This is a genomic window from Paenibacillus sp. LS1 (assembly GCF_026013365.1).
Lineage (GTDB): Bacteria > Bacillota > Bacilli > Paenibacillales > Paenibacillaceae > Paenibacillus.
In genome coordinates this window covers 1-16097 of record NZ_JAPDOE010000020.1, presented here as the reverse complement: position 1 = coordinate 16097, position 16097 = coordinate 1, and the positions used below count along the sequence as shown (strand labels likewise).

Below are 16097 nucleotides of genomic sequence, written 5' to 3'. Positions count from 1 at the left end.
ATCCTATACTGCCTATATTTATTGTATCACGTATCACGCACAGTCTCATTTTCACGAGCATTCTGCAGTGTACGTATCTCTTGCTGCAATCGTTCGAGTTCTTGTTGCATGCTGCGCAAAGAGTCGACGACCGGATCGGGCAACTGCTGACTGAGGCGATCTACCCGTCGACCATCCTGTTTGACAATTCTGCCCGGTATACCCACCACGGTACTGTTGGAAGGGACTTCCTTAAGCACAACGGAGTTAGCACCAATGTTACATTGATCCCCCACGCTAAATGAACCCAGCACTTTCGCTCCAGATGAGATAACCACATTATTACCAATGGTCGGATGTCTCTTTCCTTTTTCTTTCCCTGTTCCGCCAAGGGTAACCCCCTGATAGATAACGACATCATCGCCAATCTCACATGTTTCTCCAATAACGACGCCCATTCCATGGTCAATAAACAACCGATTTCCGATCGTAGCTCCAGGGTGTATCTCAATTCCTGTCATAAAACGACTAACCTGCGAAATGAAACGGGCAACCGAGAACCATCTCCGCTTGTATAAAAAATGAGCAATCCGGTGTGCCCATATTGCATGCAGCCCTGAGTAGGTTAATACCACCTCAAACCATCCCCGGGCCGCCGGGTCGTTTTCAAACACCGCCTGGATATCTGATCTGATCTTCTTGAACATGCTCGTTCCCCTCTTGTTCAGGTTCCCGTCCTCCGGCTTACCGGACGGCGCGTTCCTTGGTAGTGTACTGCACACTCGCCTAAACAAAAAACGCCCCTGCAGCATTTAGCTGCAGAGGCGTTTATCGCGGTCCCACTCTGCTCGGTTCATCCTCAAAAAGAATGAGCCCTTAAGCGGTTTGGTAACGGAAACCAATCGTCACAACCTATCCTAACGTTTTCCGATGTCATGCTGACAAAGGCGGGGCTGGATTCGGCTGTGCAGCTCACGGGCGCATTTCGACTGATGGACAGTGGATGGCTCACAGCCACCGCAACCAAAGAAATCTTCCTTTGCTGCGGGACCATCCTCTCTGAATCTGTCCGGGTCAGTCTACTCCTCCCGATCTTTGCTGTTCTATTAGATAAATCATATCAATTATTCGTTGTGTTGTTATTATAGCGAAAAGGCCTCAGACTGACAACAGCCTCCTGTGTAATCCATACATCATAAGACTGTGCTCAGATTCCAAATTAACGGAAGATCCTCAATTAAGCTTATTTTACTTGCGCAAGCAAACGTTCGATCACCGTATCACGGCCCAGCAGGACGATCGTTTGATTCAAATCCCGTCCATGCGTCTGTCCAGTCAAGGCTACACGGATTGGCATAAAGAGCTGTTTGCCCTTAAAGCCGGTTTCTTTCTGTACTTCCTTGATCAATGCAGCCATTTTGCTTGGCGTGAACTCTTCGCTCGCCTGCACTTTATCAGCAAAAGCCTTCAGCACAGTTGGCACCTGTTCCTCAGCAAGTACTGCTTCTCCTTCGCTTTCCAGCTCCAGATTGGAACGGAAGAACACTTCGGACAATTCCACAATATCGGAGGCAGAATTCATCTGCTCCTGGTACAGGTGCACCAGCTTATATGCCCATTCTTTTTGTTCAGCAGACAGCTCGGAAGAAATACGTCCAGCCTTTTGCAGATGCGGAATGGCCATTTCGGCAATACGTTCAGGGTCAGCATGTTTGATATAGTGGTTGTTCAAGTGCGCCAGCTTGTGGGTATCAAATACTGCTGGGCTCTTGGACAGACGTTTCGTATCAAAAATGGAGATCAGTTGCTCTTGCGAGAAGATCTCTTCTTCCCCTTCTGGCGACCAGCCGAGTAAGGAAATGAAGTTAAACATCGCTTCAGGCAAATAGCCGAGCTGATCATACTGTTCAATAAACTGAATAACGGACTCATCCCGTTTACTCAGCTTCTTGTGATTTTCATTCACGATCAGCGTCATATGACCAAATTGCGGCGGCTCCCAGCCGAGCGCTTCATAGATCATCAGTTGACGCGGCGTGTTCGAGATGTGATCTTCCCCACGCAGGACGTGGGAGATCTTCATCAAGTGATCATCCACAGCAACGGCATAGTTGTACGTGGGAATGCCGTCCTTTTTCACAATGACGAAGTCGCCAGATTCCTTGCTATTGAACGAAATTGTACCTTTAACCATGTCATCAAACGTATATGTGCGCTCTTCCGGTACACGGAAACGAATACTCGCTACGCGACCTTCCGCTTCAAACGCACTAATTTGCTCTGGAGTCAGGTCACGGTGTTTGCCGGAATAACGCGGCGTTTCTCCACGTGCTGACTGTTCCTCACGCTCTTGCTCCAATTCTTCTTCCGTGCAGAAGCAACGGTAAGCCAGACCTTTATCCAGCAATTCCTGCGTATATTTACGATAGAGATCCAGACGTTCCGTTTGACGGTATGGTCCGTATTCTCCACCCACATCAATACTTTCATCCCACTCGATTCCAAGCCATTTCAGGTATTTCAGCTGGCTTTCTTCACCACCGGCAATATTCCGTTTCACGTCCGTATCTTCAATACGAATAATGAATTTACCGTTATTATGTTTGGCATATAGATAGTTAAACAACGCCGTACGGGCATTCCCGATATGCAGGTGTCCCGTTGGGCTCGGCGCGTAACGCACACGAATTTCCGTGCTCATATGATCCCCTCCGTCACTAATTGATTGATGATATTATTATACACGTACAAGGCAAACAACGGATTGAGCAGCAATGCCCTCTCCCCGTCCCGGGAATCCCAGTTGCTCTGTTGTTGTTGCTTTCACGTTCACTTGCGTTACATCCGCTTCCAGTGCCTTGGCAATAACCTCGGCCATCTGTGGGATGTAAGGAGCCATTTTTGGCTTTTGGGCAATAATCGTTGAGTCGATATTTCCCAGCTGATACCCGCGATCCTTCACAAGCTGCCACACATGCTCCAGCAATTTCAGACTGTCGGCATCCTTGAATTCCGGATCGGTATCCGGGAAATGCTTGCCGATATCCCCTAGTGCCAGCGCACCCAAAATGGCATCACTAATTGCGTGCAATAGCACGTCTGCGTCCGAGTGACCCAGCAGTCCTTTTTCATAAGGAATCGTTACTCCGCCAATAATGCACGGGCGTCCCTCCACCAGCTGATGTACATCAAATCCCTGTCCTACACGTATCATCGCTTCTTCTCTCCCCCCAGCAAAAACGCGGCGTATTCCAAATCTTCCGGCGTCGTTAATTTGATATTGGTATAATTGCCTTCCACAACCTTGACCGACATTCCCTGACGTTCAGCCAGCATGGCGTCATCTGTCCCCAGAAATCCGTCCTGCTCGGCTGATTCGTAGGCGGAAAGCAGGGAAGAAAGACGAAAAGCCTGCGGGGTTTGAATGCTCCACAGACTGCTGCGGTCTGGCGTCGCCGTAACGACCCCTTCCGCATTCACTTGTTTGATCGTATCCTTCACGGGAACGGCCAGTACAGCTCCTCCACCACCGGATATGGCGGCCGCCATGCATCCCTTGATCTGCTCATGGTTCACAAAAGGACGAACCCCGTCGTGAACGAGAACCCAATCCGTCCCAAGTGCCTTCAGGCCTTTATGGACAGAATGTTGTCTCTCTTTCCCTCCGGGGATAACACGGACACGTGAATCCAGTTGGTATTCTTTTACCCAATCCTGGCAGCGTTCAACATCTGCAGCTCCTGTGACCAGCACCATCTCGTGGATCTCGTCCAGTGCAGCAAATACCTCAAGCGTATGTATGAAAACGGGCTTGTCCTGCAGCAACAGAAACTGCTTGCTCTCGGTCGTCCCCATCCGGGTTCCGCGACCTGCTGCCACAATGACAACGCCCCACCCTTTATCCATGCCGCAATCCCTGCCTTGTCTGTCAGTTTATCGTTCAGAGATGTAAAATATCTATCTGCGATATAAAATCTCGTTCAACGATACACTACCCATCATACCGCTTTATTGGGCTTTTTCCAACAGTTTCGGCTTCGCAAAGATCATTCTTCCCGCTGAAGTCTGCAGCACACTGGTCACCAGCACTTCCATCATCATGCCGATATACTCGCGTCCGCCTTCCACAACGATCATTGTGCCATCATCCAGATAGGCTACACCTTGGCCATGCTCCTTGCCATCCTTGATGATCTGCACCATGATCTCCTCACCTGGCAGAACGACTGGCTTGACCGCATTGGCGAGATCATTAATGTTCAGCACAGATACACCCTGGAGTTCACACACTTTGTTCAAGTTGAAGTCATTAGTGACCACTTTGCCCTGAAGCACTTTAGCCAGTTTAACCAATTTGCTGTCTACCTCAGAGATTTCCTCGAAATCCCCCTCGTAGATTAGAACTTTTACATCGAGTTCCTTCTGGATTTTATTCAAAATGTCCAGTCCACGCCGTCCTCTGTTCCGCTTGAGCAGATCCGATGAATCGGCAATATGCTGCAGCTCCTCCAGAACGAATTCCGGAATTACGATCGTGCCTTCAATAAACCCGGTTTTGCATATATCAGCGATACGACCGTCGATAATGACGCTGGTATCCAGAATCTTATGTTCTTCCATCCGTCTATCCTCGTCCACCTCCGGATGACCCCATCGTCCAGACATCCAGAAGGCCCCCAGATCGTCTTTCTTCGCCATGGCAAGGGTGTAGCCGGAATAGGCACTAATCACCGTCAGCGCCACTTGCAGCACTTCTCCTGCCGTCCCCATCCATCCCACAACAGGGTAGAGCAACAAGGCCACGAGCAATCCTGCAACGGTACCTGCGGCACCTGCAGCCAATTCGTTCATAGGTACTTTTGCCAATGAATCAATTCCACTATGCAGCCTGTCTGCCATCAATGTCCCACCAATGTTACATACAGCCATAAACATTACAGCTCCCAGCAGCGTCGATATACCGGCTCCCAGTAATCCTGCGGACTGAATCCACTCCGCCATCCATGGGACCGATTTTCCTGCCAGATGATATGCCGTGTAGCCGAACCATGCACCGCACAATCCTGTAAAAGTTAAAATGCCTTTTTTCCACATTAGTCCCTGCACCTCCTTCAATGTATCTTGATCTTTATATCCAGTATGATCCAATTCCTGAATTGCTAATCCCATCCGCAAGAACTTTTTGGAAATGTTGCAATCGTCAGTTGAAAGTAGGTAAATTATTGGCATATAATGAATTCAATTCATATCCCGAGGTGAGTGGCAAAATGAGTACGCTAAGTTTACAGGCTTTCCAGGATCAAGTTTCTGAACTGTTGCTGCGTCATCGCAGCCTGATTGATGTACTGTCCAAAACGGGACAAGCCGGAGCGTCTGTTAACCGTGCCGTGTCCAAAGCCATTACCGAATGCGGCTGCATTGAGCTGCACGCCACCAAGCAGAAATATGCCCCTGAGAGCGATATCGCTCAAACCAAGGGCCTGCTGGAAACGCATGTGGAAGGTGAGTTGTGCGAGAACTGCCGAGAGGTAATCAGCTCTGAACTGGGGCGGAACCTGTTCTACATGTCGGCTCTCTGCAATCTGCTGGACATCAACATGGAAGAGGTCGTGAATCACGAATCACAGAAGTGTTCGACGTTAGGGATGTTTAATCTGTCGTAAGAAGATATGTATGTCGTTCGTAAGGGTTTCTTTTACCGTAAATAGATCTGAATAAACAAAAAGCACGCATTCTCCAGTTCAGGAGAGTACGTGCTTTCTTTGTATAGTGTCTATCCCCAATGCCCAATGCTACTTAACGATCAGAAGGACGGGAAGATTTTTCATCCTTGCGCTTTTTGGCTCGACTACGCGAAGCCGCTGTTCGCACATTATGCTTCATTCCATACAAGGCGTATAACACCAGCGGAATAAAGATCAGTTTGGATAACTGCTCCGGGAAAATAACAGCTACAGCTATCGCAAATAACACAACCCATGGTGCAATCCAGATTGCCTTACGCGGCAAACCAACCTTTTTGAAATTGGGATACTTAAGCGAACTTACCATCAGGTACGATAACAGTAACGTAGCAATCATCATGCTGATCGGGCCGATATCCTTGTTGAACAAGGATAGTGTAGCCAGCACTCCGCCGGCTGCGGGAATCGGTAGACCTGTGAAGTACCCCGGAATTCCGGGACGAACATTAAACCGAGCCAGACGAATGGCTCCACAGATCGGAAAAGCAGCTGTTGCAATCCAGGCGAGCATCGGCATCGAATCTTGAAACGACACCATAAATATGATCAGGGCTGGTGCTGCGCCAAAAGAAACCATGTCAGACAAGGAATCCAGTTCCTTGCCGAATTCGCTTTGGGCATTGAGTGCACGTGCCACTCGGCCATCCAGACCGTCCAGCAGCATCGCTACAATGACCATGATAGCAGCCAAACTGTAATTTCCATCAATCGCAAGCAAAATTGCCATCATTCCAAGAAACAGATTACCCAGGGTAAAGAGATTCGGAATGAATCTGGTTAGCATTGTTGTTTCACCTCATCCATTTCAAGCCTTTATATAGGCAAACCCTTACATCTGTCTGTCGATAAACATCTGCTCCTGCAAACGTTTGAGGCCTTCCTTAATGGTCCGGGCACGAACTTCACCAATACCGTCCACTTCGTCCAGTTCTTCAATTGTAGCCATAATGACATGAGGCAATTGTTCGAATTGATCCACCAGGTTATGGATAATGACATTCGGCAGGCGGGGGATCTTATTTAATACCCGGAATCCGCGAGGTGCAACCGAATCCTCTGAAGTAGCCGCTGATGAAGGGTAGCCGAGCAGACGAACAATATGATGTGCATCCAGCAATTCATCGTCCGACAATCTTTTCAGTCCCACAATAATTTCACGGATTTTGTCATCACTGTCGTCACGGGCATAGTCTTTGTACAGCAACCAAGCTTCTTCTTCCGTTGTACCCACGAGCTCTTCCATTTGCATGGAGATGAGTCGTCCCTCATTCCCGAGTTCATGAATGTATCGTTTGATCTCCGTTTTAATCCGCATAACCATTTCGGTACGCTGAATCACATTGACCACTTCAGGAATCGTCACCAGTTCCTCAAATTCAGAGGCACTTAGATTCGTAAGGGACTGTGTTAATACAGCTTTGTATTTCTCCAGGGTTTGAATCGCTTGATTTGCTTTGGTCAAAATAACCCCGATTTCCTTGAGGGAATAACGAAGCGTTCCCTGATACAGGGTAATAATATTCCGGCGCTGTGATATGGAAACCACCAATTTCCCCGTTTGCTTCGCTACACGCTCTGCGGTACGGTGACGAATCCCCGTCTCTGATGAAGAGATAGATGAATCCGGGATTAACTGAGTATTGGCGTAAAGAATACGCTTCAAATCTTCGCTAAGAATAATGGCACCATCCATCTTGGCGAGTTCATACAGATAGTTCGGGGAGAAATCACAGTTAATCGAGAATCCCCCATCCACTACTTCCATTACTTCAGGGCTGTATCCTACAACAAGCAGTGCGCCCGTCTTGGCGCGCAGCACATTTTCCAGACCTTCGCGGAAAGGTGTACCTGGTGCGATCAGCCTTAACAATTCATTCATATTATCCAGTTGGCTCATATCTTTCATCTTGTTATGCCCCCTAATCTAAAGCAACCGCTAGTGCATCTGCCACGGTATTCACACCGATCAGTTGTATCCCGCGAGGATGTTTCCAGCCCTTTAAGCTTTTTTCTGGTAAAATGACTCGCTTGAAGCCCAGCTTTGCGGCTTCCTTCACTCGTTGTTCGGCCCGTGATACGGCTCGAACTTCACCTGTCAGACCGATCTCGCCAAAGATGACGTCGTCCGGCTTGGTCGGTACATCTCTCAAACTGGATGCAATGCTGACAGCAACCGCCAAGTCTACGGCGGGTTCATCCAGCCTTACTCCTCCAGCTACATTCAGATATGCATCCTGAGTCTGTAAGAACATCCCCATCCGTTTCTCCAACACTGCAATAATCAGATTCAATCGATGCAGATCCACCCCTGTTGCCATACGGCGGGGAGAAGGGAAATGGGTCGTCGAGATCAACGCCTGCAATTCCACAAGCAGAGGGCGTGTACCCTCCATACTGGCAACTACCGTTGAACCTGCTACCCCTAGTGGACGTTCCGACAAAAAGAGTTCAGACGGATTGCCCACTTCACGAAGTCCATCCTCGCCCATTTCAAAAATACCAATCTCATTGGTGGAACCAAAACGGTTCTTCACCGCACGCAGTAAGCGATACGTATGATGCCGTTCTCCTTCAAAATAAAGCACGCAATCCACCATATGCTCTAACATACGTGGACCGGCAATGGCACCTTCTTTGGTAACATGCCCCACAAGAACCGTTGCAATGCCTCTGCCTTTGGCAATCCGCATGAACCTTGACGTACATTCCCTTACCTGTGCTACACTACCTGGTGCACTGGTAACTTCGGGAAGATATACCGTCTGGATGGAGTCGATGACAAGAAAATGCGGCTGGATCTGATCCACCGCTTCCTCTACACGTTCCATATTGGTTTCACACAGCACATACAACTCGGCAGAGAGCGCCCCGAGACGATCCGCCCGCAATTTGGTTTGCTTGACTGATTCCTCTCCTGATACATATAACACACGCAAACCCGAATGCGTCAGCGCATGGGACGTCTGCAACATCAACGTTGATTTACCGATACCCGGATCTCCGCCCACCAGAACGAGTGAACCCGGAACAATTCCGCCACCCAATACCCGGTTCAACTCTCCGATTCCAGTCTGTACACGCGGTTCCTGACCGCTATCTATATCTATGATAGGAAGCGGTTTATCTTTACTGTCAAACAGGGGAGAATTTCTCCCTTGTGTTTTGACCACCGTCTCTGTTTCTTCCACCATTGAATTCCATGACTGACAACCCGGACACTTACCGTACCACTTGGGGGCTTCATAGCCGCATTCCGTACATTGAAACTTGGTTTTAACTTTGGCCACTTCAGCACTCCTATAATTTAGTTTTATAACAGCATTTTGCATTATTCGACGAATTTTGCCCAAACTCCCTGACGTGCAGGGTTACTAAAAGTTTACCATTGTTTGAGATTTTTCGTAAAGGATTATCGCAAACTTTACACATGTTCCTGACATAATCATGTCCGTCTTCTGTCCAAAATGCAAAAAATCCTCCCCGGCCGAAGCCGGGAAGGATTAAAGATCAATACAAGCTGAAGTTTAGCTCCAAAGCTTGCTATATATTATTTGGTTTCGATTTCCTCGTTAGAAGGAACAACCACGTCTTTTTTCGTTACAGACAGTGCACCGTTCTCTTCGTCAATGAGTAAGGAATCCCCTTTAGTTACGTTACCTGTCAACAACTCTTCAGACAATTTGTCCTCGATATGCTTCTGGATCGCCCGACGAAGCGGACGCGCACCATAAGCTGGATCGAAGCCTGACTTCGCAAGGAAGGCCTTGGCATTATCAGTGAGTTCGAAATCGACCTCATGTTCGAGCAGTCGTTTACGAAGTTCTTCACTCATCAGCGTAACAATTTCAGCGATGTGTTTTTCTTCGAGTGAGTGGAACACGATAATTTCATCAATCCGGTTAAGGAACTCTGGACGGAAGCTTTTCTTCAGCTCATCCATCACTTTCCCCTTCATGTTGTCATAATCTGCTCCTGCATCTACAACTGCAGTGAAGCCCAGTGTAGAGTTACGTTTGATCGCTTCGGCACCCACATTGGATGTCAGAATGATCAGCGTATTGCGGAAGTCAACGACGCGACCTTTGGAATCCGTCAGACGACCATCCTCAAGCACTTGTAACAAGATATTGAATACTTCTGGATGTGCTTTCTCGATTTCATCAAGCAGGACTACGGAATAGGGTTTGCGACGAACTTTCTCTGTCAGCTGGCCACCTTCTTCGTACCCAACATATCCTGGAGGCGCTCCGACAAGTCGGGAAGTCGAGTGCTTCTCACCATACTCGGACATATCAATCCGGATTACTGCATTTTCATCGCCGAACATCGCTTCAGCCAGAGCACGAGCAAGTTCTGTTTTACCTACCCCTGTAGGGCCGAGGAAAATGAATGAACCCATCGGACGTTTTGGATCTTTAAGTCCTGCACGAGCACGACGAACGGCACGGCTGACAGACTTCACTGCCTCATCCTGACCGATGACACGTTCATGTAGAATAGACTCCAGATTCATCAGACGCTGTGTCTCTTCTTCTTTCAGTTGGTTCACAGGGATTCCTGTCCAGCTGGCTACCACTTGTGCGATATCCTCAGGAGTAACCTCGGAATCGGTGCGACCTTGTTTCTCTTTCCACTGGTTCTTCGTTACATCCAGCTCTTCACGGATTTTTTGTTCCGTATCACGCAGAGCTGCTGCTTTTTCGAACTCCTGACTTTGAACTGCAGCGTCTTTTTCCTTACGGATATCTTCCAGACGACTTTCCAGTTGTTTCAGGTTTGGTGGGATCGTGTAAGAGTTCAATCTTACTTTGGAACCCGCTTCATCAATCAGGTCAATCGCTTTATCTGGCAGGAAACGGTCTGTAATGTAACGGTCAGACAGTTTAACCGCCTGCACAATTGCTTCGTCCGTAATTTTCACGCGGTGATGCGCCTCATAACGGTCACGCAAGCCATGCAAGATTTGAATCGCTTCTTCCGGAGAAGGCTGATCAACAGTAATCGGTTGGAAACGACGCTCAAGCGCTGCATCCTTCTCGATGTATTTACGATACTCATCCAGCGTTGTTGCACCAATGCACTGCAATTCTCCACGGGCCAGAGCCGGTTTCAAAATGTTAGAAGCATCGATGGCACCTTCAGCTCCGCCTGCGCCAATCAAAGTGTGCAATTCGTCGATGAACAGGACAATGTTACCTGCTTGACGAATCTCATCCATGATTTTTTTCAGACGATCTTCGAATTCACCACGATATTTGGTTCCAGCGACTACTGAACCCATATCCAGGGTCATTACACGTTTGTCGCGCAATGTTTCTGGAATCTCATTTGCAATGATTTTTTGCGCAAGGCCTTCAGCAATCGCTGTTTTACCTACACCTGGTTCACCGATTAATACCGGGTTGTTCTTAGTACGACGGCTGAGTACCTGAATGACACGCTCAATTTCTTTGCTACGTCCAATAACCGGGTCCAGATTGTTCTCTCTCGCATAAGCCGTGAGGTCACGTGCCAGACTGTCCAGCGTTGGTGTGCTTACATTGGCAGGTGTTCCATTATGGCTGGATACAGCTTCACTGCTGCCAAGCAATTGCAGCACTTGTTGACGTGCTTTGTTCAGGCTGATCCCCAGGTTATTGAGCACACGTGCTGCAACACCCTCGCCTTCACGAATCAATCCGAGCAGAATATGCTCTGTGCCTACATAGGTATGACCCAATTTACGAGCTTCATCCATAGACAGTTCAATTACTTTTTTCGCACGTGGCGTATATGCAATGTTGGTAGGTTGCTCTTGGCCACGGCCAATCAGCGTTTCTACTTCATCCTGAATTTTTTCCAATCCGAGTCCCAGGCCGATCAGTGCTTTGGCTGCGATGCCTTCGCCTTCACGAATGAGGCCGAGCAAAATATGCTCAGTACCGATGTTATTATGACCGAGACGGACAGCTTCTTCCTGCGCGAGTGCGAGCACCTTTTGGGCCCGTTCCGTAAATCTTCCAAACATCATATCTCCTGCACCTCCATGGTTTTGGATAAAACGAGGGACTCAAATCATTCCCGTCGTATTCTTCATATCATTTTTGTTTGCAGCCGTGCTGCGAATAAAGTCATTCGGCATTCGTACATGCCTTATTATATAAAAGCCGCAATGCGGCATGAAACCATAATTCAATACAATATCAGGCTAAGCTAGGACTGCTTCGCTGTATTGATCGTATCACGAATCAATTGAGCACGGTAGATGTCACGCTCATCTGTGCGCATATCTTCCCCGAATGTTTTCTGCAAAAATCCCGGCTGCGTCATCACATTCAACTCATTCATGACCGTGATGGACAATCCATCCAGCAACCCGAGATCCACGCCAAGGCGTACATCCGATAAGCGCTGAGCAGCTTCCTTAGAATCAACGATGGCTGCATGAGACAATATGCCGTAAGAACGCATGACACGATCCGTGATTCGAAGTCTGGAATCGGTCATTAACCGTTCTCTGGCTGTACGCTCATGACCAATCATCTGTAACACAACACCATGCAGGTTCTCAATGACTTCCTGTTCGGTCTGTCCCAGTGTAATCTGGTTCGAGATCTGGAACAGGTTACCCATCGCCTCACTGCCTTCGCCGTATATTCCCCTTACAGTCAATCCCACTTGGGAAACTGCGGTTAAAATGCGGCCAATCTGCTGCGTCATCACCAAGGCAGGCAAGTGCATCATGACCGATGCTCTGACACCTGTACCTACATTGGTAGGACAGCTGGTTAAGTATCCTCTACGATCATCAAAAGCATAATCCACGTGCGCTTCAAAAGCATCATCTATTGCGGAAGCTTTCTCCCAGGCTTCTTTCACCTGGAACCCCGGATAGAGGCACTGGATACGGAGATGATCCTCTTCATTAATCATAATACTGACAGACTCATCCTCACTGAGAATTACCGCACCATTCTTGGATTCGTTCGCAAGACTTGGACTGATGAGATGTTTCTCCACCAGCACCCGTTTGTCGAGTTCGTCAATATCGATCAGATCCAGCGTATGAAAATCCCCAAAGGCATGAACGTCATCGTATTGAAGTACTTCGCTCAGCTTATTCAGCACCTCTTCCGATTGCTCATTGGAAGCCAGCATCGGAAACGGAACATGCTGAAGGTTGCGTGCGATCCGGACACGGCTGCTAATGACGATTTCGGAATCAGCCGCATCACTGCGCATCCAGTCGCTGAGCGCCTTCTCTGTAAAGCGCAGATTAGGCATTACGCATCCCTCCTACTCATGACAAACTTTACTCCTGAGCTATCCCTTTTTCAAGTCCTCTGATCTGGTCCCGGATCTGAGCCGCCTCTTCAAACTCCTCTTGGGCGATGCTCTCCTGAAGCTCACGCTTCAGATCGGCGATTTGCCGTTTCACCTTGATGCGACCACCAGCTCTTGCAGGCACTTTACCTACATGGGACGTACTGCCATGAACTCGCTTGAACAAAGGGTCCAGACGGCTGTCAAAATATTTATAACATGAACTACAGCCGAACCGGCCTATCTTGCTAAATTGTGAGTAAGTCATACCACACTCTTCACACTGAAGTGCTTTTGCAGGTGGTGTTCCTGCCGATCCACTTTTTCCGGCTGGATCAAAATCGAGCAACCCGGACAACAGATTGTGAATGGAAAATCCACCTGATGTTCCAGGGATCATTTCCCCTTTTTCACGGGCACATGACTCACAAATATGGAATTCCGTCTTCTCTCCATTCACGATCTTCGTAAAATGAAGTGTCGCCGGACGTTTATTGCATTCTTGGCACAGCATATTGATGTACCTCCTTTGACCCCGATAGTTTTCATTTACCGAGCAAAGATATTAACATCGCCTTCAACATTCTGGCACGAATTTGATCCCGGTAAGGAAGTTTGACCAATATAACCTCTCTAGATACAGCAGCTCGCATCAACCCGGCTTCCCGCTTGCTCAAGAAACGTGCTTCTTCCAGTTGATAGATCAGACCTTCGGCAGCAGTCTGCCCGATCTCATCACCAATACTATGGTGCAAATGATTATGCAGAGCTGATTGGGCCGGTAATTCAATGCGCTGTATGCGAACATAACCACCACCGCCGCGTTTACTCTCTACCAGGTAGCCCTTCTCGAGGGTAAAACGTGTGCTGATGACATAATTGATCTGGGAAGGTACACATGAAAATTGATCTGCCAGATCATTACGCTGAATTTCAACCATTCCTTCGGGACTTTCATGCAAAATACTCTTCAGATATCGTTCGATAATATCAGAGATATTACGCATCCAATCATCCTCCACTGTCTGAAACGTTAAGTCAATAAGGACCCACACGCCCCCACAGAGTACACCTTCTCTACCCATTTAACCAATCAGGAAAACAGCGAATCTTGCTTCCACAGACGTCAACAGGAGAGTGAAGGAAGCACGAAGGTCCTTTAATATTTCCTTGATCCTCCGATGAAATAAACCCCCTATATTGGCGATCATGCATCAGATTGTAGAAAGAAAGCTACTTAAGTATTAAACCTTTAGTTGACTTTGACTTTCTTTGACTTTATAACCATTATAGCATATTTTGTGGGTTTGCCAAGTGGGGTCACTATTCATTTTTTACGATTTTACACGAAATATTCCCCAGACACAAAAAAACCTCTCCAAAATTGCTGGAGAAGTCCTTTTGTCTTTCAATAACGCCGTATTTCTATATAAGCTAATTAAGTTGAATGGAACAGCGGGATAGTCATCAGAAGAAATCAAGCAAGTAGGTTTCCCGTACAGGAATCGCTTGTTCCAAAGCCTTGATTGTTGCTTCTGGTCCTTGAATTCTTCCGATTCGTGCCATTTCTAAAGGTCTGCGATATCCCATCAATACTGCCGTAAGGGATTGAATATCCACCTTAATGGTCTGATCATCAGTGATTGGCTCGGATGTTTTCCATATGGACGCGGTTCCGTTCATTGCCACGTTTAATTGCCATACCCCTTCATTCCACGGAGCGTGGGTATCTTCTACCTGAAGAACAATCTGTACCGGTGAATCCTGGCTTGCAAATGGATACTGAGATATAAACTGCTCCACACTAACGATGCGTGCCATAAAGTAAGGTACGATCTCCTGCTGAATCCGTGGATTATCCAATTGGAAAGCGAGCGTATCACTGGCTGGTGCCTGCAACGTAACTTCCTGGATCATGGAATCATGATTGGCAATGAAAGTCCAGAGTCCTTGCCTAGCCTCTTCATTCAGATAGATGATTTCTTTAATGGTAAACTTATTTTCCTTTACCTCATACAAAAGATAACCTTGTGCTACATCAGCTTCATCATAATATACAGCCTTCTGGCTGGTCCCATTCACAAGAACTGAATTCTCCCACCTTGCATCATCCCGGACCAGGGTTCCGTTATAGCGCTCAGCGTAAGCACTGTATACTTCCTTTAGTATTCTGAGACCCGGATCGCCACGCCGAATCGTTCCAGGTGTCGCTTTTTTCGAAGGCAAATGCGCTGTAGGCACTTTATATCGTTTAAATTCAACATAGGTCTCCCATCCATACTTCCGATAGAAACCAAAAGAGAATGGATGCAAGAACGATATACTTTGTTTGTTACGATTCATTTCTTCCAACGCATGCTTCAGCAGACCCGCTACCCAGCCTTTGCGTCTATACTCTGGCCAGGTGGCTACACCCGCAATACCGCCCATTTCGAACGACCTACCATGAATATAGGTTTGAAAAGGGATAATGTGAAGTTTGGCTCCTAGCTGCCCTTCCTCATATACACCCCATATATCCTGTGACGAAAATTGACTACGCCGCTTTTCTTTTTGTTCATCACTCATTACCACTTGAAAAGCATATTCGGAAAGTGCCATCGCTGGTTCAAAATCATTTACCGTCAATTTCTGAATTTCCATCTCATCCTGCACCCCGTTCTCTAGAATGTTGAGATCATTTTCAAAATGAAAGTCTGATACGCAATCTATGTATCCACTATGAGTGTGTCAGAGGATTCCTGCAAAGTCAAATAAGAGATGCTTTCGCATCCCCTAAAATAAACAAATAAAAACCACCACCGAATTACATCGGCAGTGGTTCTTCGCTTGGCGGCGTCCTACTCTCCCAGGACCCTGCGGTCCAAGTACCATCGGCGCTAGAGGGCTTAACGGTCGTGTTCGGGATGGGTACGTGTGGAACCCCTCCGCCATCGCCACCAAACATGATTTTTCGAAGCTAAGCTTCTCGAAATCTCTGCAAGAAAATATCAGTCCATGAATGAACTAAATCTCCATGCCCAGAGTGTTGTTCTCTGAAAACTAGATTCGAAACGAAACATGCGAATTATC

The 16097-nt window shown here is 47.6% G+C and carries 14 protein-coding genes and 1 rRNA gene; 1 reads left to right on the top strand and 14 read right to left on the bottom strand.

Going from position 1 to position 16097, the window contains the following annotated elements:
* Window positions 1-26 precede the first annotated feature (26 nt).
* The 5 genes from cysE to OM416_RS30340 form a co-directional block, all read right to left on the bottom strand.
* A complete protein-coding gene (gene cysE, locus OM416_RS30360; RefSeq protein WP_264935657.1) occupies window positions 27-686 on the bottom strand; it encodes a serine O-acetyltransferase in 660 nt (219 codons plus the stop codon).
* Between the two features lie 536 nt (window positions 687-1222).
* Window positions 1223-2680 carry a glutamate--tRNA ligase gene (gene gltX, locus OM416_RS30355; protein ID WP_264935656.1) on the bottom strand — a complete coding sequence of 486 codons (1458 nt, stop codon included), beginning with the start codon at window positions 2678-2680 and terminating at the stop codon, window positions 1223-1225.
* Window positions 2681-2716: 36 nt separating this feature from the next.
* Window positions 2717-3193: a 2-C-methyl-D-erythritol 2,4-cyclodiphosphate synthase gene (gene ispF / locus OM416_RS30350; protein WP_264935655.1), complete on the bottom strand. Its 477-nt coding sequence runs from the start codon at window positions 3191-3193 to the stop codon at window positions 2717-2719.
* Window positions 3190-3885, bottom strand: coding sequence for a 2-C-methyl-D-erythritol 4-phosphate cytidylyltransferase (gene ispD / locus OM416_RS30345; RefSeq protein WP_264935654.1), 696 nt, complete (start codon window positions 3883-3885; stop codon window positions 3190-3192). The genes ispF and ispD overlap by 4 nt, the downstream gene beginning before the upstream one ends.
* A gap of 102 nt (window positions 3886-3987) precedes the next feature.
* The gene (locus OM416_RS30340; RefSeq protein WP_047841132.1) at window positions 3988-5073 is read right to left on the bottom strand and encodes a PIN/TRAM domain-containing protein; all 1086 of its coding nucleotides are present in this window, start codon (window positions 5071-5073) and stop codon (window positions 3988-3990) included.
* A 173-nt stretch (window positions 5074-5246) separates the two neighbouring features.
* Between OM416_RS30340 and OM416_RS30335 the strand changes: the two genes are divergently transcribed.
* Complete coding sequence (locus OM416_RS30335; RefSeq protein WP_017692049.1) at window positions 5247-5642, top strand: hypothetical protein; 396 nt, start codon at window positions 5247-5249, stop codon at window positions 5640-5642.
* Window positions 5643-5775: 133 nt separating this feature from the next.
* On the opposite strand, the gene pssA is transcribed toward OM416_RS30335, so the two are convergent.
* From pssA to rrf, 9 genes are all read right to left on the bottom strand, one after another.
* Complete coding sequence (pssA, locus tag OM416_RS30330) at window positions 5776-6507, bottom strand: CDP-diacylglycerol--serine O-phosphatidyltransferase (RefSeq protein ID WP_062836169.1); 732 nt, start codon at window positions 6505-6507, stop codon at window positions 5776-5778.
* 45 nt (window positions 6508-6552) lie between these two features.
* Window positions 6553-7629 (bottom strand): DNA integrity scanning diadenylate cyclase DisA, encoded by a 1077-nt coding sequence (gene disA / locus OM416_RS30325; RefSeq protein WP_047841130.1) that lies wholly within the window; start codon window positions 7627-7629, stop codon window positions 6553-6555.
* A gap of 13 nt (window positions 7630-7642) precedes the next feature.
* Window positions 7643-9010: a DNA repair protein RadA gene (radA, locus tag OM416_RS30320; protein ID WP_036671578.1), complete on the bottom strand. Its 1368-nt coding sequence runs from the start codon at window positions 9008-9010 to the stop codon at window positions 7643-7645.
* A 260-nt stretch (window positions 9011-9270) separates the two neighbouring features.
* Complete coding sequence (gene clpC / locus OM416_RS30315) at window positions 9271-11733, bottom strand: ATP-dependent protease ATP-binding subunit ClpC (RefSeq protein WP_169483030.1); 2463 nt, start codon at window positions 11731-11733, stop codon at window positions 9271-9273.
* A 182-nt stretch (window positions 11734-11915) separates the two neighbouring features.
* On the bottom strand, window positions 11916-12986 hold the full coding sequence (locus OM416_RS30310) for a protein arginine kinase (protein ID WP_264935653.1): 1071 nt from the start codon (window positions 12984-12986) through the stop codon (window positions 11916-11918).
* 28 nt (window positions 12987-13014) lie between these two features.
* Window positions 13015-13539: a UvrB/UvrC motif-containing protein gene (locus OM416_RS30305; protein WP_264935652.1), complete on the bottom strand. Its 525-nt coding sequence runs from the start codon at window positions 13537-13539 to the stop codon at window positions 13015-13017.
* Between the two features lie 31 nt (window positions 13540-13570).
* Window positions 13571-14032, bottom strand: a complete 462-nt coding sequence (locus tag OM416_RS30300; RefSeq protein ID WP_062836165.1) for a CtsR family transcriptional regulator — start codon at window positions 14030-14032, stop codon at window positions 13571-13573.
* A 460-nt stretch (window positions 14033-14492) separates the two neighbouring features.
* On the bottom strand, window positions 14493-15668 hold the full coding sequence (eis, locus tag OM416_RS30295; protein WP_264935651.1) for an enhanced intracellular survival protein Eis: 1176 nt from the start codon (window positions 15666-15668) through the stop codon (window positions 14493-14495).
* A gap of 184 nt (window positions 15669-15852) precedes the next feature.
* Window positions 15853-15969 (bottom strand): 5S ribosomal RNA (rrf, locus tag OM416_RS30290).
* Window positions 15970-16097: the final 128 nt, after the last annotated feature.